Source organism: Lacticaseibacillus huelsenbergensis, assembly GCF_029726355.1.
GTDB classification, from domain to species: Bacteria; Bacillota; Bacilli; order Lactobacillales; family Lactobacillaceae; genus Lacticaseibacillus; species Lacticaseibacillus casei.
This window is the reverse complement of record NZ_CP120687.1, coordinates 1509954-1534124: the sequence shown is the minus strand read 5'-3', so window position 1 is coordinate 1534124 and position 24171 is coordinate 1509954. Positions and strand designations below refer to the sequence as shown.

General features: G+C 48.9%; 18 protein-coding genes. 4 read left to right on the top strand and 14 right to left on the bottom strand.

Features of this window, described 5'->3' with window-relative positions:
* Window positions 1–17: 17 nt before the first annotated feature.
* The 10 genes from nagA to LHUE1_RS06855 form a co-directional block, all read right to left on the bottom strand.
* A complete protein-coding gene (nagA, locus tag LHUE1_RS06900) occupies window positions 18–1178 on the bottom strand; it encodes an N-acetylglucosamine-6-phosphate deacetylase (RefSeq protein WP_277848194.1) in 1161 nt (386 codons plus the stop codon).
* A 76-nt stretch (window positions 1179–1254) separates the two neighbouring features.
* Window positions 1255–2436, bottom strand: a complete 1182-nt coding sequence (locus tag LHUE1_RS06895) for an SIS domain-containing protein (RefSeq protein WP_049170478.1) — start codon at window positions 2434–2436, stop codon at window positions 1255–1257.
* 13 nt (window positions 2437–2449) lie between these two features.
* Window positions 2450–3166, bottom strand: coding sequence for a GntR family transcriptional regulator (locus tag LHUE1_RS06890; protein WP_277848193.1), 717 nt, complete (start codon window positions 3164–3166; stop codon window positions 2450–2452).
* 530 nt (window positions 3167–3696) lie between these two features.
* Window positions 3697–4668, bottom strand: a complete 972-nt coding sequence (gene manA, locus LHUE1_RS06885; protein WP_049172031.1) for a mannose-6-phosphate isomerase, class I — start codon at window positions 4666–4668, stop codon at window positions 3697–3699.
* Window positions 4669–4942: 274 nt separating this feature from the next.
* Entirely contained in the window at window positions 4943–6388 is a 1446-nt protein-coding gene (locus LHUE1_RS06880) for a PTS fructose transporter subunit IIC (protein ID WP_277848192.1), read from the bottom strand.
* 15 nt (window positions 6389–6403) lie between these two features.
* A complete protein-coding gene (locus tag LHUE1_RS06875; RefSeq protein WP_049172035.1) occupies window positions 6404–6859 on the bottom strand; it encodes a PTS sugar transporter subunit IIA in 456 nt (151 codons plus the stop codon).
* Window positions 6852–8786, bottom strand: coding sequence for a BglG family transcription antiterminator (locus LHUE1_RS06870; RefSeq protein ID WP_049172037.1), 1935 nt, complete (start codon window positions 8784–8786; stop codon window positions 6852–6854). The genes LHUE1_RS06875 and LHUE1_RS06870 overlap by 8 nt, the downstream gene beginning before the upstream one ends.
* A 244-nt stretch (window positions 8787–9030) precedes the next feature.
* A complete protein-coding gene (locus tag LHUE1_RS06865) occupies window positions 9031–10758 on the bottom strand; it encodes a family 20 glycosylhydrolase (protein ID WP_277848191.1) in 1728 nt (575 codons plus the stop codon).
* A 255-nt stretch (window positions 10759–11013) separates the two neighbouring features.
* The gene (locus tag LHUE1_RS06860) at window positions 11014–11664 is read right to left on the bottom strand and encodes a hypothetical protein (protein WP_049172041.1); all 651 of its coding nucleotides are present in this window, start codon (window positions 11662–11664) and stop codon (window positions 11014–11016) included.
* A gap of 650 nt (window positions 11665–12314) precedes the next feature.
* A complete protein-coding gene (locus tag LHUE1_RS06855; RefSeq protein WP_049172044.1) occupies window positions 12315–13604 on the bottom strand; it encodes an ABC transporter substrate-binding protein in 1290 nt (429 codons plus the stop codon).
* A gap of 225 nt (window positions 13605–13829) precedes the next feature.
* Here LHUE1_RS06855 and LHUE1_RS06850 point away from each other — a divergent pair, with 225 nt between their 5' ends.
* The 4 genes from LHUE1_RS06850 (at window position 13830) to LHUE1_RS06835 (ending at window position 19205) form a co-directional block, all read left to right on the top strand.
* On the top strand, window positions 13830–16217 hold the full coding sequence (locus LHUE1_RS06850) for an ATP-dependent DNA helicase (RefSeq protein WP_213291466.1): 2388 nt from the start codon (window positions 13830–13832) through the stop codon (window positions 16215–16217).
* Window positions 16195–16875: a hypothetical protein gene (locus LHUE1_RS06845; protein WP_049172048.1), complete on the top strand. Its 681-nt coding sequence runs from the start codon at window positions 16195–16197 to the stop codon at window positions 16873–16875. The genes LHUE1_RS06850 and LHUE1_RS06845 overlap by 23 nt, the downstream gene beginning before the upstream one ends.
* The gene (locus tag LHUE1_RS06840; RefSeq protein WP_213291467.1) at window positions 16872–17708 is read left to right on the top strand and encodes a sce7725 family protein; all 837 of its coding nucleotides are present in this window, start codon (window positions 16872–16874) and stop codon (window positions 17706–17708) included. The genes LHUE1_RS06845 and LHUE1_RS06840 overlap by 4 nt, the downstream gene beginning before the upstream one ends.
* Before the next feature lie 132 nt (window positions 17709–17840).
* Window positions 17841–19205: an FAD-dependent oxidoreductase gene (locus LHUE1_RS06835; protein ID WP_277848190.1), complete on the top strand. Its 1365-nt coding sequence runs from the start codon at window positions 17841–17843 to the stop codon at window positions 19203–19205.
* A 120-nt stretch (window positions 19206–19325) separates the two neighbouring features.
* Here the strand turns inward: LHUE1_RS06835 and lacG are convergent, their stop codons facing one another.
* Genes lacG through LHUE1_RS06815 form a run of 4 tightly spaced genes read right to left on the bottom strand, consistent with a single transcriptional unit; the run spans window position 19326 to window position 23883 of the window.
* Window positions 19326–20750, bottom strand: a complete 1425-nt coding sequence (lacG, locus tag LHUE1_RS06830; RefSeq protein WP_049172052.1) for a 6-phospho-beta-galactosidase — start codon at window positions 20748–20750, stop codon at window positions 19326–19328.
* A gap of 25 nt (window positions 20751–20775) precedes the next feature.
* Window positions 20776–21141 (bottom strand): PTS lactose/cellobiose transporter subunit IIA, encoded by a 366-nt coding sequence (locus tag LHUE1_RS06825; RefSeq protein ID WP_025013247.1) that lies wholly within the window; start codon window positions 21139–21141, stop codon window positions 20776–20778.
* Window positions 21142–21158: 17 nt separating this feature from the next.
* The gene (locus LHUE1_RS06820) at window positions 21159–22028 is read right to left on the bottom strand and encodes a PRD domain-containing protein (RefSeq protein ID WP_049172053.1); all 870 of its coding nucleotides are present in this window, start codon (window positions 22026–22028) and stop codon (window positions 21159–21161) included.
* A 55-nt stretch (window positions 22029–22083) separates the two neighbouring features.
* Window positions 22084–23883, bottom strand: coding sequence for a PTS lactose transporter subunit IIBC (locus LHUE1_RS06815; protein WP_277848189.1), 1800 nt, complete (start codon window positions 23881–23883; stop codon window positions 22084–22086).
* Window positions 23884–24171: the final 288 nt, after the last annotated feature.

Sequence of the window (24171 nt, the reverse complement as noted above, 5' to 3'; positions counted from 1 at the left end):
TTGTGTCACATAAGCTCTCATGCTTCGGCTTGATAAACCATTTTGCCGTCTAAATACGTTGCCTGAAGCGTCAAATCGGTATCCAGCACCAGATAATCAGCAGCTCGTCCTGGTAAAATGCTGCCGCACTGACCATCAATGTTGCACGAAACAGCTGGCGTTTGGGTCGCCATCCGAATGATCGCTTCCGGTGTCGCCGCATTCCATGTCAGCAAATTTGTCAACGCATCTTTTAATTCCAACACGGAACCGGCTAAACTATCGCCATCTTTCAACCGCGCCATGCCGTCTTTGACATAAACCGGGAATTCGCCCAAAACATAATCGCCATCCGGCATCATACCGGCCCGCATACAATCGGTGATCAGCGCGATATGTTCCGCACCTTTTAGCCGAATTAACGTGGTGGCAACTTCAGGCCGTACATGGTGGCCGTCGCAGATCAACTCGTCGTCAACGCCTTGCAGGTACATCGCGGCCCCGACCATGCCGGGTTCCCGATGATTCAACGGACTCATGCCATTGAACGTGTGGGTGAAGACGGTCGCACCAGCATCAACGCATGCCTTTGCCTGTTCAAACGTGGCATCGCTGTGGCCAAGTGCGACCACAGTTCCGTCGGCAGTCGCATACCGCGTAAAGGCAACGGCACCGTCACGCTCAGGCGCAATGGCAATCTTTTTCAAGAGGCCATTGGCAGACGTTTGCCAAGCATCGTATTCTTTTTCACTCGGGTTTTTGAAGTACTTCGGATTCTGCGCGCCCTTGTGTTTCGCGGTGAAGTACGGGCCTTCAAAATAGATGCCTTGGATCTTAGCGCCGGTTTCTTCTCCAGCATGTGCGGCGATGGTTTTGCAGACGTCGTTCAGCTGATCAAATGAACCGGTCAAAGTGGTCGGCAGCCAGCTGGTGACGCCGGCTTTTACCAAGTTCTGGCTCATTGTCTCAATGCCGTCCCAACTGTTGTCCATCACATCATGACCCAAAAGGCCGTGAATGTGAGTGTCAACCAAGCCCGGCGCGATCAACTTACCGGGTTGTTCCACGATGTCGCCATCCGGCTTGGCATTTTCCGGTAGATACTCGCCGAATTCTCCGTCATCGGTAATTTCCAGATAGCCGCCGATTTCAGTCGCATGTTTAAGGAAAAACTTTGCGGCGTGAATGTAATAACTCATGAACATTTGCCTCCCAGTTTAAGCGATGCAACCCGACGCGATTTTCTTGCCGGCTTGCACCATGACAACGCCAACCTTATTCCTGACCTGAATAGTCGTGGAGGATAACCCCTTTGACCACCCGATTAACGGTTCCGGTCGGTGATGGAGTGTCAGGTAAGTTGCCAACCTTGATGGAAGCCAAAAGTGCCAAGGTCTGGGCAAACATCACGTCCGGCAAAGCCTGATAACCCTCAGGAAGATCTTTTAGGCCATTTTCAAAATAGAAACCGTCGCCTGAGAAGTTCTGGTCTTGCTTGGTGCCAACTGCCATCACTGAAGGAGCAATCTTGTCGCCTTTGACTTCTTCAAGCACGTCAATGTCATATTGACGGGTGTAGGCATTGTTGCTGACAAAGTCGAACAGCAAGGTCTTGTCATTCACAAAGCTCTTAGGACCATGACGGAAGCCCATTGACGTGTCAAACATCGTGGCGTATTGGCCAGCTGTCAGTTCCAAAACCTTCAGCCGCGTTTCCCGAGTTAATCCACCGAGACTGCCGGAGCCCAGATAAACGATGCGTTCGAAATCGCGATTGATGACGTTTTGAACTTCAGCTTCGCGATCAACGACTTCTTGACCCATCGTAGCGATCGCCTTGACCCACTGTTGTTTGTCCGCGTCACTAGCGGTATCAAATACCAGCAGTGCACTCAATGTCATGCAGGAGAAGCTGCCGGTCATCGCAAAGCCTTTGTCGTTAGAGCCAGCCGGTTGCAACAGCAGTAACGTCTTGCCTTCGCTGGCGGATTTCTTAGCCAACTGACCTTCAGGCGCACAGGTAATGCTGATTTGATAGAGGTTATGCACCACTTGTTCCGCTAGTTCAACCGTCTTCAAGCTTTCTGGCGAGTTCCCGCTACGAGCAAAGGAAACCAGAATCGTTGGTGTGTCAGCTTCTAGAAAATCGTAAGGTGCTGACACGATGTCGGTCGAACCGATTGATTCAAACACAAACTTGCTGCGATCGCCATGTGCCCGCAAGTACGGGGTTACCGTGTCGCCGACATACTGGGAGCTCCCGGCACCGGTGAAAATAACCCGAACCTGCTTACCGTTAGCGGCATCCGTGACCTGTTTCAAAAAAGCAGTAATCTTTTCTTTGTCACGGGTGTAATTGTCAAACGCTTCTTGCCACAACTCCGGCTGCTGTTTGATCTCAGCGGTCGTAATCTGTGCCCCTAATTTGGTTAATTCTTCAGTTGTCTTTTCAAACAAATTATCCATCCTCCTAGTGATTAACATGATGAACGTGATAAACAAATTGATCGGCCCGCGCCACGCTCAAGGTATACTCAACGATCTCGCCAGTGTCTGCAAAAGTCGTCCGCCGAATGTTCAAGCATGCCGATGCCGGCGCGACCCTGAGCAGCTTGGCGTCTTCCGGTGAAACCAAGCCGGCGAAGAACGCTTCGTCAACCGACGCAATATGGATGCCGTAGTGCTCTTCCAGCCAGTCATACAACGGTGACTTTTCCAAAGCGTCTTTTTCAAGATCCGGCACGGTTAACGCCGGTAAGTAACTGCGTTCGATCATCATCGGTAGTTTGTCCGCAATCCGGAGTCGATCCAATACATAAACCGGCGTCCCTGGATCGATGCGCATCCGCTTGGCAATATTTGCCGGTACCGCGATTTTTTCCAGCCGCTGAATCTTGGTCACGGGTTGGCGATTCATGGCTAGCATCTGTTTGGTAAAACTGTACGAGCCGCTGACATCGGTTCGTTCGTCAAATCGTTCCGCAACAAACGTGCCTTTTCCGGTACTGCGATAAATGAAGCCGCGCAGGAACAATTCGTCCAGCGCTGACCGAACCGTATTTCGGCTGACATGGTACAGTTCGCTAAGATCCCGCTCGGACGGCAACTTGTCATTGGGCTGAAGTTTTTCCTTGATAAATGTCTCCAGCTGATCTACCAGCTGTTTAGTCAACGGAACCTTTTCCATATCCTCACCTCCACGTGGTACCAACCACTTAGTAGTGTATGCGCTTGCACTTCTGATTGTCAACGGAAACGATCTAATTCTAATCTGGCGAATCTGCCCTTTTGATTTGCCGTGGTCCATACCAGTCGCACGATGTTGTCACGAAAAGATACCACAGACGCAAATATTCAGATTTTCTCTCGCTTAACCAACTGCTTGATATAAAAATATCAATACGAAAGCGTTCTCATTTTTGGCTAATTTTTCGGGTGCTAATGAAGCTTTCAAATGCTTATAGGAAAGCGACTGTCAGACAATTCGCGACAGTAAAAAACGAACCTACCTCAAAATGTTGATGAGAGGTAAGTTCGTTGTTAATTTCTTCATGGGTAGTTTGTTGGTATTACTAGATCCTAGTGCCAAGGCGGAGCAATCGGGGGCCAGATGGGGATCAGCCGTGCCCTCCGCTCTAGCTTCGCGTCGCCACCCCAGCTGGCCGGAGATTGCGGAGTTTGGCACGGCATGAGATTGATTGGCTCGCCACTTTCCAATTATGCATCCACACCCGGTGTCGATGTGACAATGGCAAGTTTGCCGGTGAACTGCCATGCCTTGATTTGGTTAGGAATCAGGAAGCTGTCACCGGTTTTAATCGGATAATCCTGACCGTCTGCCGTGAAGGTGCCTTCGCCTTCGAGAACGGTGACATTGGTATAAGGTGCTTGCTGGGTAAACGGCATCGTGCCGTCAATATCCAAACGATAAACGGCAAAATGTGGCGACAACGGTGGCTTGACAAAGGTCGTGATCTGGCCGCCTGGTACTTGCTGCTTGGTAATGTCCAGCTTCGGATCCTGGAACGGTACGGTGGTCACGTCAAGGCTTTGCTTGATATGCAGCTCGCGTTTATGGCCTTGATCGTCGGTTCGGTCGTAATCATACAGCCGATATGTCGTATCCGAACTCTGTTGGGTTTCCAAAGCGACAATCCCCTTGTTAAGTGCATGAATCGTCCCGCTTGGCACATAAACAAAGTCACCGGTTTTCACCGGATATTTGCGCAACAGATGCTCCCAGTCGCCGGCCTCGATCATGTCCTTCAGTTGTTCACGCGTCTTGGCATGATGACCGTAAATCAAGTATGATCCCGGATCAGCTTGCAAAATATACCAGCATTCGGTTTTACCCAGCTCGCCCTTGGCCTCATGAGCAGCTGCGTATGCGTCATCCGGATGCACCTGTACACTCAGGCTCGCTTCGGCATCCAAAATTTTCACCAAAAGCGGAAATTCCTGGCTATGCTGCGGCCCGAAATAAGCCGGGTCTTCATGCCAGGCTTCACGCAACGTCTTGCCTTTGAGCGGCCCATTTTCAATCGTTGCCGGTCCATGCGGATGCCCTGAGATGATCCAGGCTTCACCGATTTTACCGTCAGGAATATCAAACCCGTATTCTGTTTTAAGTTTACGTCCGCCCCAAATTTTGGGATTGAAGTATGGTTTCAAAAATAATGGTTCTGTCAAAAGATCCACTTCCTTTTAGTCGCGTTGACCAGCAGTTGGCTGTGTCATGACTGCTTTTTCCTGCTATCGACTCCCATTATACACGATTGCTCTAGGCCAATCACCCGATATCGGATGCTCCCCTTCATCAAAATACCGCATTATGAATTTTTAAAGTTAACCAAACTCGTTAATTGATTCAACGTTTCATCACAATTAACCACTATGATGATCCTTGGTGTTGGAAAACACTGACAGCCCGCTACGCAAGAGATGCGCAGCGGGCTGATTTGCGTCATTCAGCAGATGCCATGCTCTTTTGATGGGCAACAGCGCGCTGCTTGAGGAATACGATAATGGCGGTCGAGACGATGACCCCAATTAAAATTGACAGGAAGAATAAGCCTAAGTTGTTCGTCGCACCCAGTACGCCGACAATCGGGCCACCATGCGGCACGGCATCGGTAATGTGGAAGACCATCCCCACAGCACTGGCCACCCCGGAACCGATAATAATGCCCGGGAAAACTTGTTTAGGATGTGCGGTTGCTAACGGAATCGCGCCTTCGGTAATACCAATCAGCCCCATCAAAATGGCCGATACGCCAGCCGTCTTTTCTTCATCACTGGTCAATTCCGACTTGAACAACGTCGCAATCCCGGATGACAACGGCGGTACGGCAATCGCGCAGGCAACGGCACCCATAATTTCAGGCGTGCCTGCAGTAATGGACGCGACCCCGAAAAGAAAGGCAACCTTATTGATCGGACCACCCATATCAATTGAAACCATCGCACCTAAAACAAGCCCTAAGACAACGCTCGTGGACGGACTCTTGGACAAGAACGTCAACAGGTTTTGCAGTGCCGTCATCAACCAGGAAATCGGACTACCCAGCAGATAGACAAAGGCTGCACTGATAATTGCAGTGCCGAGCAGCGGAATGACGAAAATCGGCATCACGGCCCGCAGACTCTTAGGAATCGGCCAGGAGTTCATCCACTTGGTTAAATAACCAGCAGCATAACCAACTAGAATGGCACCCAGAAAACCGGTCCCTGCTTTGGTACCTAAAATAGCTGGCGTGTTAGAAACCATAGCGCCGACCATCGCCGGAGCCAAGGCTGCGCGGCCGGCAATCGCGTACGCAATAAAGCCGGCCAAGATCGGAATCATCAAACTAAAGCCAATCGTCCCAATTTGATTCATCGTTGACCAAATCGTATTAGGCGCTACAACCATCCCTTTAGCGGTCGCATGGCCACCCAATGCGATGGACAAGGCAATGAATAACCCGCCAATTACGACAAACGGAATCATGTGGGAAACCCCGTTTAGCAACTGTTTAATCACGGGACTCTGCTCATGGGCCGTGTCTTCGGATTCAGCATCGGCTTCATTTTCAGCAGTGTGCTGTTTTTCACCAGTATAAACATCGGCATGCTTACCTTCATCAACCAGCTTTTGCGGATCCTTAATCGCCTCCGCCGTCGTTGAAAAGACAACGCGCTTGCCGACAAACCGCTCCATGCCATCAATGGCTACATCAATGGCCAAAACAACAAAATCAGCAGCTTTAATCTCATCAGCGGTTAAGTTATCTTCAGTGCCTGACGCACCTTGCGTTTCAACTTTAACTTTATAGCCGTCAGCCTGCCCGGTTTTTTGCAGCTTTTCGGCTGCCATATAGGTGTGGGCAATGCCAACCGGACATTTGGTAACACCAACAAAACTTGCCATCAAAAATTCCCCCTTTTACAAAACTTGATCCAGTACTTTGGTCATTTGTGAACCATCGTGCTGCGCGTCCTTCAAGGCTTTGATAAAATCATCGTCCATTAACTTACGCGCCAGTTTCGACAACATTTTCAAATGCAGCCTGTCCGCACCGTTTTGATCTGGCATTACCAGGACAATGGCGATCGAGACAGGCTGACCGTCCAAAGAATCCCACGCAACAGGCTGTTTAAACGTCACGACGCCAACAAAAGGTTCAGTTAATCCGTTGACCTTGGCGTGTGGGATAGCTACGCCGTTACCAAATCCCGTGCTGCTTTCGTCTTCGCGTGCAATGAGGTTATCACGCAACTCATCAGCTGAAATTGGGCGGTTCGTGCTTAAAATCGTTGCAATGGTCCCAAGTGCCGCATGTTTATCGGCAGGGACGGCAACATCGGTGTGGACATCAGTGGTGACATTGACTTCATTCAAATTCGTTCGCTCCTTTATGAACATATTCAGATAAGATTCTTAACGCGCTGGCTGGGGTCGGACTTTGTGCCAGCTTTTCGCAAAATAGGCGATCATCAATCATTCGATTCATGACTTGGTAGATGCGGCGCTGATCGCTGGGTGCAGCCGCATTGAGTGCGAGGAAAAAGACCACTTTGACCTTCTGCCCGGACCAGTCGATGCCTTCGGGTGCCAGTCCAAGCGCAATTGCCGGCCGCTGAACCATTTCCGGCGAGATATGGGGAATCGCGACGAGGCGCATCGCCGTTGTCGCGAGCTTTTCGCGATCTTCGGCCAGTTTCAGCGGCAACGTTTCGTCTTCAAACACACCGTTTTTTGTCAGTTGCCGAATCATTGCCTGCATGGCCGCATGTTGATCAGTCTGCGGCAAATTCGGCAAAACCAGTTTTGGATCTAACAGGCTGAGAAAAGCATCGCCATCTGTTCCAAAACGCAGGCGATCAGCTTGCTGCGCGACTTTTTCGATGTCATGTTGCAACAACAACGGATTCACGATCACCACTGGTTGGCGCATCCCTTGGATCGGCACCGTGCTGATAATCAACGTCTCGGGAATCGTTTGCCGCATCAGGTCTGCCAAGCCGATTGTCCGAGTGATGACTAACTTTTCACGGAAGCGTTCTTCCAGGCGTTGGGCGAGCAAGCGGCTGGTCCCGACACCGCTGGAACAAACCACCACCGTTGAAATGCGGTCTGCGGCATGTTGCCGTTCGAAGAAGGATTCAAAATGTAGGGCGAGAAAGCCGGACTCGTCATCGTTAAAGGTGACATGGTAGTGTTTTGCAACGGCCATACTTAGCTGAGCAGCCGCATCAAACGCCATTGGAAAGTTGCGTTTGATCTCTTCCGTATAGGGATTGGGAATCGTCATCCCCCGGGAAATCCGGGCCAGTGCGCCGCTGAGATGAACGCTTAAATCTTCCAGTAACCGCGTGTCCGGCGATATCCCGGTTAGCCACCCGGCAATCTGCTGTCTAAGTACCGGTGCTGCCTGCTCCTCAATGCTTGCGGCCGGGGCATCACTGACCTGCCGATCCAGAATCGCCGCTATGTGAGCATTGATTTGTTGCGCGTCGGCATTGTCCAGCGTCCGGTGCACATGCTTCGTCACAAGGGTTAATAATTGCTTGGTTTCCGGCAGCAGTGGCGCTGGGTGAACCGGTGCCGGTGCGGCTTTTTTGGGGCGCTCGCAAGCGATAATGAGATGAATGGCCAACGATTGCAGTGCATAATCTGAAAAGATCAAGTCTGACTGTTTCAGAAATTCAGCCAAGCTCTGCATAACCGCCTTGGTGGTCGCTGGATTGACTAAATGATTCAGATACGCCGGCAACTGGATCTGCTGGACCACCTCGCCGTCTTTTTGCTTGGCAACGGACAGGCTTTCACCCCAGTAACCGCGAAGCAATTTTGCCAACATATGGCGCCGCCGTGATTCGGAGGCGGTCACCTGAATACCGGTTCGACTGGTTTGCACGGTTACGTGATTTTCTCGGAAGACTCGCTTGACGGACTTAAAGTCGTTGTCGATGGTTCGGCGACTAACAAATAGGTCGTCAGCAAGCTTGCTGAGGGTATACGGCCGGTTGGTTAGCAGCAACTTGATCATTAGATAATGCTCACGCGCTGTTTGCGAGGTGAACCCTTCCTGACCATGAATGCTGCGCAACAAATGGGCTTTTTGGTCGGCCGGCCCGTCTAAAGAGACGCCGACATTGCGCTTGCGCACCAATTTGACGGCATATGGCGATAAGTCCGCGTCCAGCCGATTTAAGTAATTGCCAACGGTCCGCTCGGAAAGTCCGGTCGCTTCGGCAATTTGATCGTAATGAACCGTGCCGTGCTTCAGTAAAAAGTCCAGAATCAACAGCTTTTTATCTTTCAAATTGCCGTTCCCCCTTTCCAATTAAAAAGTCTAGACCGCCTGTAAGCTGTTGCAAACGCTTGCTTTTGCATTTATGAAAGCGCAATTTTTGCACTGCTGTTGCACATTGTTTCCAGAAATTGTGGTTCATGTTGGCTCCTTTCGCTGGTAAACGGGTCGTTGCCGGCCACTTGACCGGTTTTGGGCAACCAAAAACCCGTTGCGCAATTAAGCGCAGCGGGCGTTATTGTCAGTTTAAAAATAACTAATCTGTCATACGACGGCGCCAGTATAACAGGCCCATGCTGGCGAGCAACGAAGCGCCTGCGAGCATTAGTGCTGGTGTTGTTGCTTCTGCCGTACCTGGTAGCGGCGGTTGCTTGTTTGTCTCTTTTGCTGGCGCGGCCGCTGTCGGTTTTGGTGCGGGTTCCGGTGTTGACGGCGTTGGCACTTTTGGTGGTGTCGGTTTAAGTGCCAGTCCTTTGATCGCCGCCTGAATCGCATTCGCCATAGCGTCGACCTTATTTTGTTGGGTGATGTCCAAACCGCGTTTCACAGCCGCAATCGCAGCATCAACTGCAGCAAAGTCTTGGTAATGCTGCCGGTCTAACTTTTTGGCCGTTGCGGTCGCGGCATCGACTTGGCTGTAATCAGCGCCACGCAGCTGCAGGCCCTTAACGGCAGCGGTAATCGCTTGGGCATAGCCATCAACGATTGCCTGCTCATTGGCCTTTTTACCGCGGATCACCGCATTAAGTGCTGCTTCTAATTTGGCTAACGAAGCATCCGTATACTGGCTCAGTTGCCGCGGCACGGTGGCAATCGCAGCGTCAACTTTGCTGTAATCCGCCGGCCGTGGCATGTAGGCAGTATATGTGGTGGAAAATTGATCCATCAGTTTCAGGAGTGCAGGCATATCCAGCTGTGCGCTCGGGTTATCGGCCCAAACTGCCTGAACACTGCCGATAATCGGAACCGTGCTGCTAGCGCCCGGTACATCCGTAAATTTTTTGCTCTTTAAGCTGGCAACCGCAGTCTCATAACTATACAGATTGCCGGTCATGCGCCCTAACACCCAGTACCAGCCATCGTTGGTATTCATGATCTTTAAGCCTTTATTCGCCAGAAATTCCGGCTTGGCAACGTCATAGCCAAACCACCCTGCCGTCCAATAAGACACAATGAGATTCTGGTCAAACGTACCGAAATCCGTGCGATCGTTGTAATAAATCCCATCATTAAACACCATTGGCTTCAATCCGGAATTTTCCGCCATCTGAGCCAAGTCATTTACATACGCCACAAATTTGCGATAAGTGCCGGTTTGTTGCAGCTTGGCCCAGCCGCCGGTATCGACATCGTTGGCATATTCGTTGCTGCCGAAATTAAAAATCGTGGCGTGGTCTTTAAAATAGCTAACGTACTTTTGCAACAAAGCCTTGGTGAACGCAATGGCTGTGTCGTTATTCAAATCAACTGTTCGTTTGGAGCCATTAAACGCCGGATTTTTGATCCCAAGCTTCGTCATCGCGGTCAAAATCGCATCCATATGGCCGGGACTATTGATCAGCGGAATAATGTTAATGTCGCGCGCTGCAGCATATTTTAAAACCGCATTCATGTCGGCTTGCGTCAAGGCATTGCCGTTTGGATCGTTGTAGTAAGTCTGATTCCCGGCAAGTACGGCTTGCTTAACCGCATCGCTGGCATATGTTTTCCCGTCAACGGTCAGACTCATATCATCCAGCATGAAGCGTAACGCATCATTACCCAATAAAATCTGCACATCGGTGTATCCGTCCGTGTGCGCCCGATCAATGATCGTTTCCAACTGATCAACCGAAAAGTATTTCCGCCCAGCATCAATCGAAAAGACACTTTGCAATCGATTATCGGCAGCTGCGACCTGCTTCGGCGGCTGCTTCAAACCCACGGCAATACCCAGTAGTACCGCAAGTGCCAAGAGCCAAACGTGTATCCCCTGCTTTTTCAAAAATTCGACCTCCCCTATGGTTGGTGTCTAAAACGAAATTGGCCTATTCCGCCAACATCACAAGAATAATATGCAATCGTTTTCATTTCAATTCAATCGACCGTTTTCACATATCATTCTCACGTTTTCCTCAGATGAATTGTTACCGCATCGTTGTTTACGTTTTTGAACATTGAGATGTCCATTTCTGCGTGCATGAAAATAGCCAGCGATCCAACTAAGTATCACTGGCTATTCGGAACAACATTTTCTCGTTTACTTTTTAGCGGTTTTTCGTGTCGTTGTCTTTTTGGCTGTGGTGGTTTTCGCCGCTGCTTTACTTGCAGTTGCCGTTTTCTTGGTGGTTTTTCGCGTCGTGGTGCGTTTCTTCGTGGCAGTCCGTCTGGTTGTTTTTTTGGCTGTCGGTTTTTGTTTATTGGCTGGAACTTCTTTGGCGATTTCCTTAGGCTTAGCCATCTCGGTTTGAATGTGATCCAGTTTTTCCTGAACGGAGGCAATCATCTGGTCATTGATCGTTGCGAAGTCCTGCAGATAATCAGCGGCCGTTGCAGCTTCGTCAATCCGCAAGCCGGAAACGTTGACAAACGGCGAAGTCACGATTAAATAAACGCGGACCGGGACGATTTCATCCGGTTCAAGGAAGTTCGTAATTTTGTTGACGTTGGCAAACGGCAGGTTGATCACGCCGGTTTCAACTGTGATTGTGGTCGGCTCAGGAAAGTCGATGACCAAATCAGCCTGAATCAACTGGTTCTTTTCGATTGCGCTGCGGACATCCGCAAACACCTTCTCCATCGCGGCATCAACGCCGTCTTTCTTAAAAGCGGCTGCGGTCAGATGCACTTCTGTATGCTCGAAAGTGCCTGCTAAAACTGCTTCCTGAAACTTGTGTACATTGATTTCCATAATGGTCTCCTTTAATACTTAACAATCCTCCGACCATCATAGCCCACCGAGGTTGGGTGACGCAAACGCCATAAGGGAATTGTGTCTGCGTTGAATACGCCACAGTTACGGTATTTCGCCAATTGAACCAGCAAAAAAATCGGCAAAATGAGTTTCATATTTCCTTGTAGTTAAGTAATTTTATAAAGTTTTGGGGTTATAAGCATTGGTATATAAATAAAGTTCTTAGCTAATAATTAGATAGTTCTTTTTGTAATCATAACATTATTTGATTATTAGTTTCGGTTAACGGTACAATGACATTATTTCCAAATATCATGTCACCAATTTACTCAGCATGGAGGTTTTAAGATGCTATGAAATCGCATAAAAAGGCATGTTTGATTTACTCAATCAGTTGGGCGATCATGTTTGTCAGCGCTCTGATTTGGTTCACCTCGAAAGACGGACTGACGATAGATACTTTAATCAACTCATTAGGAATCGCAACACTCGGCATCATATTTCTTGTGTACGGCTGGTTCGTGCTTACGTATGAGCGTAAATAAAATTTGAATCTGTAAGCAAATGACCGAACTTGCCAAAAAATCTGGCAGTTCGGTCATTTTTCAGACTATGAAAGGTACCACTAACCTAGTGGAACACCATTACTAATTTTCTTTCAAAATTTTCTCAGTCTGCTTCTGCAGCTGATCAAATGCGGTTTCGCCACTGACGTTTTTCGTCAAGGTACTGTCAACTGTACTCATAAGGTCGTTGCGGTAATCTGTGTAGCCGGCAAAGACGGTTGATGCAAAGCTTTGCGGCACGGCAGAAACCGCTGCTTTGTATTGCTCGTGTTTCTTCAGGTAATTCTTAAAGGTCGTACTGTTGGATGCGCTCTTGGTTACTGGTACATAACCGGAATCCATCGCCCACTGTGAAGCATTTTCCGACTTCAACAGGAATTTCTGGAATGCCCATGCGCCGGCTTGTTGCGCCTTGGATGCGCCTTTGAACAAGACATTGTAGTTTCCGTTTAATGGATTGCTGCGCTTGCCTTCATATTCAGGAATCACAGCGGTTCCCCATTCGAGATTCTTTGGTGCCTGTTGCAATAAGACCGGCACGGTGGCTGATGAGCCAATTCCAAAGACGGCTTTACCATTTGCAAACGGGACGCTGAAGTACTGATCTTCACCCGCCGTCTTCAATGCGCCGCTCTTGCGCAGATCAAGAATCTGGTTGACGGCGGCCAACGTCTTAGGTGCATTCAGGTTAGCTTTTAGCTTTGGGGTAATCAGTTGACTACCTGCACCGTAAGCCATCCCTTCTAACGGAACATCGTAACTTTGATCCAGCTCGACAGCGTTAATGTCCGTCCCTTTTAACTTATCCTGATCAGCCGCAAAATCTGCCCATGTCTTTGGCATGCTGATATTATATTGTGACATCAGACGCTTGTTATAAAAAAGCACCGAAGTCGAAACCGAGAATGGCAGACCGTAGTATTTACCTTTATACTTCCCGGCGGCCAAAAAGCTTGGGTAAATATCCTTAAGTTGGCTACTGCTCAACTTATCCGAGCCGTTCAACATTTCGGAGTCAAACGGTAACAACAGTTGATTCTTCACATAGTCACCAATATTGGTATAAGGTGACTGGGCCATCGTCGGCAAGGTCTTGGATTTGCCTGCAGCCATAATCTTTTGCTGCAGCGCATTGTAAGATCCCTGTGACGTCGCAACCACTTTATATTTCTTTTGACTTTGATTGAACTTCGTAATGAGCTTGTTCAATGCTTTGTCATAAGAACCTGTCATCCGGTGCCAGTATGTAATTTTCACTGGTGCACTGGATGACGACGATTTGGCTGCTGAACTTTGCTTACCGCAAGCGGTCAACAAGACCAAAATCGCACCCAAAAAACCTAACAAACGCCAGAAACTAGTCTTCTTCATCTTATGTCCCTCATTTGATGTCGCGGCTTACCGATCGACAGTGTTTGCAAGCCGCCGTATTTGTCATATGTCTTGACACCCCTTATTATGCCTCTATTTAAAATAAAAACCAAGGAACACCCGGAATTCCTTAAAAATCATGGGTGAGCCATTTTCCCAAACAGAATGTATGTTCTATACTGAAGGCTAGTTATATTTTCAACTACATTAAAGGGGGACCCGGTGATGGCGCATAATCGTATTGGTATTCGGGAATTTGTTGAGTTAACCGTTCGTACCGGCGATCTCAACCCGATTACCAGCAATTCAAATAATACCGCCATCATCGGCAGCCAGATCCACCGCAAGTTGCAGGCCGCTCACCATGAGCCTGATTACGAAAAAGAAGTCTATTTAAAAACCACGGTTACCGTCGAAGATGAAGATTACCAACTCGAAGGCCGTGCCGATGGGATCTGGACCGATGACAACAAGACATTAACCGTCGAAGAAATCAAAACCAGCGCCCGACCATGGGAAGAGTGCACCCAAAATACCAAGGATCGCTATTGGGCTCAAGCACGTATTTATGGTCACTTACTTTGTCAACAACGTCACCTTGACCACGCGACCATCACCTTGGTGTATGTGCAAACCAGCACTGACACCGTCACTCGCTTCACTGAAACCAAAACGGCTGCCGAACTGGCTGATGATTTCACGGATTTACTGACAGAATTCACCGATTGGCTCAAGCTACGCAGCGACATCATCAAGCGCCGCAATGAGTCGATTGATGCGCTTGATTTTCCTTTTCCCGAGTATCGTGCCGGCCAGCACGAATTCGCCGCCGCGGTTTACAAAGCCATTTACAGCAGCGCGCGCCTTTTCGTCCAAGCGCCCACCGGTACCGGTAAAACTATTTCGACGCTTTTTCCGACCGTCAAAGCTATGGGCAGCGGCTTGATTCAGCGAGCGTTTTATTTAACCGCCAAGCAAAGTACGCGACGTGTAGCCGAGCAAGCGATGGCGTTGATGGCAGGCTCGGGGCTTAAGGCGAAAAGTATCACGCTGACGGCTAAAGACACGATCACTTTTGCCGATGAGCCAGACGATCCCAGTCAAAATCCTTACATGCTGGGCTATTACGACCGCTTAAAGTCAGCGTTGCATGACCTCCTAGCACATGAAGACCAAATCACCCGATCCGTCATCGAGACTTATGCGCGAAAACACACGGTCGATCCATTTGAATTTTCGCTAGACGCCAGCCTGTTTTGTGACGTTATTATTTGCGACTACAATTATTTGTTTGATCCGTTAGTCTTTTTGCAGCGGTTCTTTAGCGATGCCGACGACAGTCAGTTTTTCTTAGTTGATGAGGCTCATAATCTCGTGAGTCGGGCGCGGGACATGTATACCGCCAGCATCACCGATCAGGACTTTGCCAACCTCAAGAAAGCACTGTCCCCATACAAAGGTGCGGCACTCACCAAGCTGCGGCGCGCCATCACTCGGATCGTAAACACCCTGTCAGCCATCACCGATCAGCGATTAATGAAACAATCGCCTGTTTTTGAAGAAGCCCCGCTTGATGACCTTACCAATGCCCTCGCCAAGTTCACCGAAACAGTCCACGATTGGTTAGCCGAACCGCCAACGCCCGCCTTGCAGCCCGCCGTTGATCTCGTGTTACCGGTTTTCTTCCTGGCAAATCAATATTTGCGCATTGGCGATTTTTACGATGAGACGTTCAAAACCGAGATTACTAAGGATCATGGCGTTGTCACAGTCAAAGAATTGTGCCTGGATCCATCGCATTTTGTCGATGAATCACTGAAAAAGGGCCGCGGTGCCGTGTTGTTTTCCGCCACCTTATCGCCGATGCCTTATTTTCAAAAGTTACTGGGCGGCGTTGACAACAGTCTGACTTACGCCTTACCGTCGCCGTTTGACCCGCAGAATCAGGCCGTCATCGTTGATACAAGCGTCAACACCACGTATCGCCGGCGCGAGCAGGACCTGCCGCAACTGATTGCGAGTCTCACAACCTTAGTCAGCGCCAAAAAAGGCCATTACCTTTTCTTCTTCCCGTCGTACGCTTATTTAAAAATCGCTTATGCCGCGTTTACCGCTGCCAATCCCGCGCTTAAAACTTGCGTCCAGGAAAATGCCATGACCGAAGCGGATCGTCAAGCTTTTCTTGATCATTTCAAAGCCGACCATGAGCCAGTGATTGGCTTTGCCGTTCTTGGCGGAATTTTTGCAGAAGGCATTGATCTGCGCGGTACCCAGCTAATCGGCGTTGCCATTGTTTCGGTTGGCTTACCGGGACTCAATGCGGAAACCGATCAGCTGCGGGATTATTTTGACCAAAATTCAGGTCAGGGATTTGCCTATGCGTATCAACTGCCTGGCTTTAACAATGTTTTGCAGGCGGGGGGCCGAGTGATTCGTGGTGCTAAGGATGTCGGGGTTATTTTGCTCATCGATGAGCGGTTTGTGACGCCACGGTACGCGCGCCTGTTTCCGGACCACTGGACGCACGCTCAGGTTAGTCGCAATCCGGCGCAACTCGCTCAGTTACTCACTCACTTTTGGGAGGCACATCATGAAGACCCAGCTCACGCGTGATCTAGAAAAGACGTTGTATGCCTATTGGGAAGAACAAGGGGCCACTGCTGTTGAAGAAGTCACGATGCCCGATGATTTCGGCATTGTGGACACCTTGGTACGGCAAAAGCAGGAAAATGAAACGATTTGGCGCTGTTTTGAGCTAAAAGTAACGAAAGCGGACTTCCACAGTCAGGCCCGCTTAAGTTTTGTTGGCCATTATAATTACTTTGTGTTGCCACAGCGGCTTTATCAAGCGGTCGTCGCCGAAATTCCAGCCGGCATCGGCGTCTTCGTCTACCACCCGTTCTCCAAGGCGGCCATTGCTGCCAGTGCCGTTCCAGTGAGCACGCCTGGCACGCTGACAATCGCGAAACCGGCGCGACGTCAGAGCTTACAGGTCGCGGAAGAACAATTAACCGATCATTTCATCGCCAGTCTGAATCGTGAAGTCGTCAAAGCCAAGCAAGTCGCCAAAGGACTCGGACAATTTTCCACTGCGGAATTGTTTACCGAACTGCGAAAACGAACCGCTGACTATGATATTTATCATCCCGATAAAAATCTTTATGACCAGTTTGTCGATGACCTCAACAACACGACCATCACTGCGCTTCAAGAAGAAGTCGACGCCCTCAATGCGGAAGTGGCAACATTGAAAATGGATCGCTTATCATGAACTATTTCCCTATCATTCGCGGAAAATTATACGACTTGGCAGCGATCACCACCTTGGCAAACAGCCAGCGACTACCTGCGACCGTCATTCCGGTGCTTGAACCTGTCAAAGACATCCCCGGCTTGACCAAGACCACGCAGGCACTAACGAAAACTGCCCACGCGGCCTACGTGATTCAGAATCCGCAAGTCGGCAGTTACCGACTGTTGGCAACACCGCGCCACCTGCCGATGCTTAGTCCATCAGTGCAAGTCGCGCGGATTTTTGATGCCCAGCCAGCACCATTGATCATTGCCACCACCGCTGCCCAAGCCAAACTGCTGGCGCGCCGCCAACTCGCTTTAGTACCGGACGAGGCACGGGTTCGGCGGTTAGGTTTGCGGCATGCTGTGTATCTCAATGACCATTTCACCGTCTATTCGCATACATCGGCGTACGGCCTGCTGCAAGACGAGTTTTATCAGTACTCGCTTGACATGTTGCCCGGCGTTGGCTTTGCTGACTATCCGCTCGCCACCTCAGACTACTTTGAGCACGGCTTCCCTCAGCGCGCCTTGGCGATCCACTTAGTCTACCCGGCAACTGACGGCTCCTTACGGCTGCATCATTTTGTCTCCGTCAATAATGAAGACTTCACCAACCCACAAGCCAAATTTTTCGAAATCCTCACACAACTTGCCGCCTGGCTGCCCTATCATCCCCAAGCACAAACGGCCGGAGTGACGGCGCTCATGAAGGCCGCTGCCGATCACCATTTTCCCGGCCTTGGCGTTGTCCGGAAGTTCCAGTTGATGCACCATTTAGAAATGATCGGCCGCTGGCTGCAAGATTAACAGGACATGGTGAAAACGCTTCTTAACTATTTTTTCACAAAAAAGACCCCGGACAATATAGCCGCACACAATTAATTGTGTTACACTTTCTTTGTGAAATCATTATCAAAAATACAAAGGAGCGTTCTATCTATGAAAATTATTGTTATCGGTGCCACCCATGCTGGTACGTTTGCGACCCAACAGATTCTAACCGACCACCCAGACGCAAATGTCACCGTTTACGAGCGCAACAACAACCTGTCATTTCTCTCCTGTGGCATCGCCTTGTGGGTCGGTGATCATGTCAGCGATCCTAACAAGATGTTCTATTCCAGTCCCGAAGCGCTTGCCAAGCTTGGCGCCAATATGCAGATGGAGCATGACGTCCTCAGCGTTGACCCCGACGCCAAAACCGTTGAAGTCAAGGATCTAAACACTGGCGAGATCACCACTGATACTTATGACAAACTGGTTTACACCACCGGTTCTACTCCGATCGTTCCAAATATCCCGGGCATTCATGATACGGACGTCCACCTGTGCAAGAACTGGCAAGATGCCAAAACCTTAAAAGATCTGGCGCCAACCATTAAAAGTGCGATTGTCATCGGCGCCGGCTATATCGGTGCTGAACTTGCCGAACAATATGCCGTCACCGATAAGCAGGTCACATTAATCGACGGCCTGCCGCGGGTGTTGGCAAAGAACTTTGACGCCACCATCACCGATCGCGTTGAAAAACTTTACACCGATCATGGCGTTCACTTAGCACTCGGCGAAATGGTCACCAGCTTTGCGAAAAATGATCAAGGTGAGACTGTAGTCACAACCGACAAGGGTACCTATACTGCCGACATTGCGATTTTGTGCACCGGCTTCCGGCCAAACACCGACTTGCTTAAGGATCATCTTGATACCATGCCAAATGGCGCCATCATCACTGATGCCTACATGCAAACCAGCGATCCAGCTATTTTTGCCGCCGGTGACACCGCGGCTGTGCATTATAATCCAACGGGCAAGCACGACTATATTCCATTGGCAACCAATGCTGTTCGTCAAGGCATTCTAGTTGGTAAAAACATTGTGGCCCCGACCGAGAAGTACCTCGGCACGCAAGCCAGTTCGGCAGTTGAACTTTTTGATCATGCCATTGCCGCATCTGGGCTCACAACCGAAGGCGCGAAGGCTCGCGGACTTAAACTTGATAGTGTCACCATTGAGCAAGACTATCGCCCGGACTTCATGCTCACCACCACACCGGTCCTGTGCAGCCTGACCTGGGATCCGCAGACGCACGAAGTTAAAGGTGGCGCATTCTTCTCCAAACACGACATCAGCCAAAGCGCCAATGTCATCTCCTTGGCCATCCAAACCCACATGACCATCGAAACCCTCGCTATGGTCGATATGCTGTTCCAGCCAAACTTCGATCAGCCGATCAACTGGGTCAACGCTGTGGCAATGGCGGCGGTTGAAAAGGCTAACGCGGCGGATAAAGAACCGGTGGCTTAAATCATCTCAACCTGTTTACCTGTAGCGCGTTCCTAATGAACCAAAATTGTATTATATTCAAAAAAGCAGACAGTCATCAGCCGATACTTGCTGATGACCTGTCTGCTTTTTGTGATCCCATTAATCCTTTAGTGTCTGCCCTAGCTCCTTGAACCACAGCGCACTTTTTTTGATTTCCCGTGCCTGTGTTTCAAAATTCACGTAAAACAAACCATAGCGTTTATTGTAACCATTGGCCCAGGAAAACTGATCCTGCAATGACCAGACAAAGTAACCTTGTACGTCAACGCCTTCACTGCGCGCCTTCAGCAGTGCCTCAACGTGCTGGTCAATAAAGTCGATGCGCTTTTCATCGTCAATAAGCTGACCAATGCCTTCATACTTGTCCTTATAGCCAAGACCGTTTTCGGTGATATAAATCGTTTTGCTATTCGGGTATTCCATCGCGACGCGTTTGAGCATATCGTACATGCCCGCGGGATAAATGTTCCAATCCCAGTCGGTCGTTGGCACGTCAGGTTTCTTAACATGTTGGCCGACACCCTGGAACTTGAAGGAACTGGTTCCCTTTTCTCCTGTGCCATTGAACGAATTGGTACTTTCACCTTCATAGGCAGCGACAAAAGACGGCTGGTAATAATTCATACCAAAATAATCATTTTGCGTGGAGGCCTTTTTCAGAATGTCCATATCGCCCGGTTCGATCTTCAGCTTGGCATCATTGGCTTCCAGCAATTCGTTAATCAGCGCCATCGTTTCCGGTGTATATTCACCCTTAAACGTGCCATCCAGCAAGAAGCGGTTCATAAAAGCATCTTCAAGTGCTGCCGCATGCTCATTGGCCGGCGTGTCCGGATACGGATAAACCGGCTGCAACACATGAATCAATCCAATGCGCCCTTGATAACCTTTCTCTTTGAACAGATTGACCGCCCGCGCATGTGCCAACAATTCGTTATGTTGGGCCTGGATCCCACTTGTCACATCAAAATGATGATTTGGCGGAAAATTGCCTTGAATATATTGGGAAAAGGCTAGCGAAATCAGCTCATTGATCGTGAACCAATTTTTGACTTCGGAAAACTCTTTGAAACAGAAGTCAGCATAGTCGACAAAATAATCAATGTTCTTGCGATTCAACCAGTCGCCATCATCAAATAAGGTCTTTGGTGAATCGAAGTGATGCAAGGAAACATATGGGGTAATGCCGTTGTCCAGGCAACACTTAAACAAGCGATGATAGTATGCTACGCCGGCAGGATTGGGTTCGCCATATCCCTTGGGAAAAATCCGTGTCCACGCAATCGATACCCGAATCGCATTTAAACCATATAGTTTGGCAAGCTCAATGTCTTCCGGATACAGATGGTAAAAGTCACTGGCAGGATCAGGTGAAAAGCGGCCTTGTGCTTTGAGATAGTCATCCCACATCGTTTTGCCTTTGCCATCTACTTTTGTGGCACCTTCCACCTGATACGCAGCGGTTGCGCCGCCCCAGACAAAGCCTTTGGGTAATGATTGGACGCGTTTTAATAAGCTCGTCACGATGATGCTCCTTCCTTTGGTCTTACTAATGGATGTCGTTTGTTGGCAGCGCGATGCCCAGCTGTTTTTCAATCGCAGCCAGCCGCTCATACTCGTCGATCGTGAAGCTAATCGTGTCCAACAACATCATGGTGGTCATCAAGGTATCCTGCCCATGCACCATGATAAAAGTGACATCCATATTGTCGCCACCTGCTTCTTTGCTAAGCAGCTTGGTTTGTTCATTATGTGCTTCGTTAATGCTTTGGCGCGCCTCTTCAACCAATGACCGCGCATGTTTAAAGTTCCCTTTGCGCGCTTCATTCAGCGCTTCAATCAAATCAGTTTTCGCATCGCCAGCGTATGCAACGATTGCAAAACCGGTCATTGAAATTTCTTCTTTAGTTGCCATCAAAATTTCCTCCTTGGTTATGAATCTTGAGGTGCAGGTGTTTGCGGTTCTTGAATGAGCCGCTGAATATGGATGATGAAATAGACATGTTCATTTTCGTTAAGCTTAATCTGCAAAGCCTTCTCAAGCTCCGTGCAAATCTCCATGGCAATGGCAAATGATTTCGGATAAAGCCGCTTAAAGTCTTGCCCGATTTTTGGATCAAGATCAGCTTCATCTTGTTCATCAGTGTTTAATCGCTCGACCAGATACTGGAGATGGATCATCAATCGATCAAAATAGTTTTGATTCGTTAAGCTCCGTTTCAGACCATATTTAGCAAAAACCTGCGTCACGATTGTATTAACGCGCGCCGTGAGCGTCACGGTCGGATCCAAGTCACCATCCACACCTTTAGCATTAATAAAATGCAACGCGATATTTTTCACTTCGGCATCGGGAAAATGGACGCCCAGATCATGGTTAAGGCGTTTGACTGCCTCTGTCGCAATCTGATAAGCCAACGGATAACGATCGCGAATATCCGGAGCCGGGCTCGCTTGGTATTTGCCAGCGGTCAGACGTTTATACATTTGGAAAACGTGATCGGTCAGCGTGACATAAATATAATTCAAAACTGGGTAATGATACGTCTTCTTCGCCATGCCAATCACACCGAACGTGGCGACAACGATGTCAATTGGCACATCCTTAAGCAATGACGTAAAGTGGTTCTTCACTTGTGCATCATTGAGATACAGTATCTCCGAACTCTTTTTGGGATCGATTTGATCGTCTTTGCGTTTGCTAAAACCAATACCTCTGCCTTGAAGAATTGCCTCCTTACCGTTGCCAACGTCTACAAGTACAGCATTGTTGTTATACACTTGCTTGACCCTTAGCAACATTGGTACACCGCCTTATCTTTCTTTTTATCAGTATTCAGTTTGATTCGACACAACGTTATTCTGTCGCAGGCGTCTCTTTCGTATCGCTTTCTTTGTAGTGATTGACAACAAAGTCCAGCGCCTTCTCAGGATCGCGGGTCAAAGCAATATATTGCTGGCCTTTGGTTGCCACAAGCTTGATGCCTAATCGATCTGTATCATGCTTCAAATCGCTATAATAAGTCCGGACTTGCGGTGCCAAAACCACCATATCATAGTTCGGTAAAATATCATGATGTGATCCGTAGGCACCAGCACTGGCAACGATCGGTTCATGATACGTTTTGGCGCCATCAGTCAGCGCGTTGGCTAGCTGCTCACTCGTCCCACCGCCAGCACACAAAACCAAAACTTTCAATTCGTGATCAAGCTTGCGGGGACCTTTCGCAGTTTGCCCATCATCAGTCGAGGCGTTTTCGGCTTTGGCTGCTTTGACATCCGCTGGTTCCGGAAATTCCTGAGCAGTTGCAGCATCGGCTTCAGCAGCAACTTCTCCTGCCCCAGCTGCTGTTGCAGTTGCGACGGCGCCAGCATCGGCGGCATCAACTGCAGCTTCTTCTTGAAGAAGTTCCGCATCATATGCTCTGATGAACGGCATGTAGATAAGCGCGTCCACGACTAGCAAAATCGCCATGAGCACTAGCGAGGTCCACTGGAAGCCGGTATCAATCAGTGCACCAATCGGCCCCGGCAATGCCCAAGACATGAAGTACATGAACCCATGCATGATGTGCAGGTCAATAAATGCTTTACCGATCACAACGTTGACAACCGGTGCCAACACAAATGGCACCAGGAAGTATGGATTCAAAATAATCGGGGCCCCAAACAGCAGCGGTTCGTTAACCGCAAACATAACTGGTATGAAGGAAGCTTTGCCAATAGCTTTTAGCTGTTTTGACTTCATAAAGAACATGAACAAAAATGGCACGATAAATGTTGCACCGGTACCACCGAGTTCGCCAACAAAGTTACCGAAGTTTTCGGTCAAGGCATGGTATGGGAAGTGGCCAGCTTTGAAAAGTGCTAAGTTTGCCGTCGTATTCCCAAACAATGCAGATTCAAGTGCCGGTTTAACAACCGATGGCCCATGAACACCAAGGAACCAAAACATTGGAATCAGGAACCAAATCAGCATCATGCCCGGATAAGTTTCTGCGCCTTTGAAGACCGGGGCCAAAACGGTGGCCAGAATGGCACTGAACGGTACTTTAAAAGCTGCTCGGGCTGCGACATCAATCAGTGAGAAGACAATCGTTGCTGCACCGAATGGGATAATATCGCGGAAATTTTGGGAAATGGCGCCCGGTACTTCTTTTGGCATTTTGATGGTTAAATCGCGTTCAACACAGAACTTGTAAACCCATACAGTCACAAACGCCGCAACGAATGCTGACAAAATGCCTTGGGTACCAAAGAATGTCGGCAAGAAGTTGCCTTTACCGGTTGTTCCGATCGCCAGTAACATGAACCCGACCATTGCGGCCATCATCGTTGATGTATTGTTGATGAACCGTCCACCTTTGATGCGCTGGTTCATGGAGCCGGTCAACGCCTTCGCCGTCGTTCCGGCAACGTAAAATCCAACAAAGCCCATGGTATAGTTGTAAATCTTATTAAACCATGCGTTCAAATCAGTGGGGATCTTGATCCCAATTAATGGCGGAATATTCGACAAAAGAATAAAAATACTGGAAAACAGAATGATCGGCATTGCTGCCAGGAAACCATCTTTAATGGCCATCAAGTAAATGTTTCGCGAGATCTTTTCAAATAAAGCCTGATGCTTCTCAAGTCGTTTCACAATGACTTGCATGAGTTAGCCTTCTTTCTAGGTGAAAAATTAATATGCCTTCGCCGGTCGCGATCCGGGTCAATGCTATAAACTGCTAAACAAAAAATGGCAATAGAAAAACCACGGTCGGTCGAAGATATCAAGCTATCTTCGACTGCCGTGGTTACGCCTAATTGAATAGTAACGATCCACATGTGTTCCTGTATTCAACAAATTGACTATAACATGTAACCGTTTTAATGTAAACGCTTAATAAACAACTTTTTTCATTTTTTGATTTTGTTGGGCCGACAACGCCTATATATAGGG

Excerpts from the sequence above, each read along its gene's own strand:
- nagA (WP_277848194.1), bottom strand. The coding sequence starts at position 1,178 with ATGAGTTATTACATTCACGCCGCAAAGTTTTTCCTTAAACATGCGACT.
- LHUE1_RS06890 (WP_277848193.1), bottom strand. The coding sequence starts at position 3,166 with ATGGAAAAGGTTCCGTTGACTAAACAGCTGGTAGATCAGCTGGAGACA.
- LHUE1_RS06880 (WP_277848192.1), bottom strand. The coding sequence starts at position 6,388 with ATGGCAAGTTTTGTTGGTGTTACCAAATGTCCGGTTGGCATTGCCCAC.
- LHUE1_RS06860 (WP_049172041.1), bottom strand. The coding sequence starts at position 11,664 with ATGGAAATCAATGTACACAAGTTTCAGGAAGCAGTTTTAGCAGGCACT.
- LHUE1_RS06855 (WP_049172044.1), bottom strand. The coding sequence starts at position 13,604 with ATGAAGAAGACTAGTTTCTGGCGTTTGTTAGGTTTTTTGGGTGCGATT.
- LHUE1_RS06850 (WP_213291466.1), top strand. The coding sequence starts at position 13,830 with ATGGCGCATAATCGTATTGGTATTCGGGAATTTGTTGAGTTAACCGTT.
- LHUE1_RS06845 (WP_049172048.1), top strand. The coding sequence starts at position 16,195 with ATGAAGACCCAGCTCACGCGTGATCTAGAAAAGACGTTGTATGCCTAT.
- LHUE1_RS06840 (WP_213291467.1), top strand. The coding sequence starts at position 16,872 with ATGAACTATTTCCCTATCATTCGCGGAAAATTATACGACTTGGCAGCG.
- LHUE1_RS06835 (WP_277848190.1), top strand. The coding sequence starts at position 17,841 with ATGAAAATTATTGTTATCGGTGCCACCCATGCTGGTACGTTTGCGACC.
- LHUE1_RS06825 (WP_025013247.1), bottom strand. The coding sequence starts at position 21,141 with ATGGCAACTAAAGAAGAAATTTCAATGACCGGTTTTGCAATCGTTGCA.
- LHUE1_RS06820 (WP_049172053.1), bottom strand. The coding sequence starts at position 22,028 with ATGTTGCTAAGGGTCAAGCAAGTGTATAACAACAATGCTGTACTTGTA.
- LHUE1_RS06815 (WP_277848189.1), bottom strand. The coding sequence starts at position 23,883 with ATGCAAGTCATTGTGAAACGACTTGAGAAGCATCAGGCTTTATTTGAA.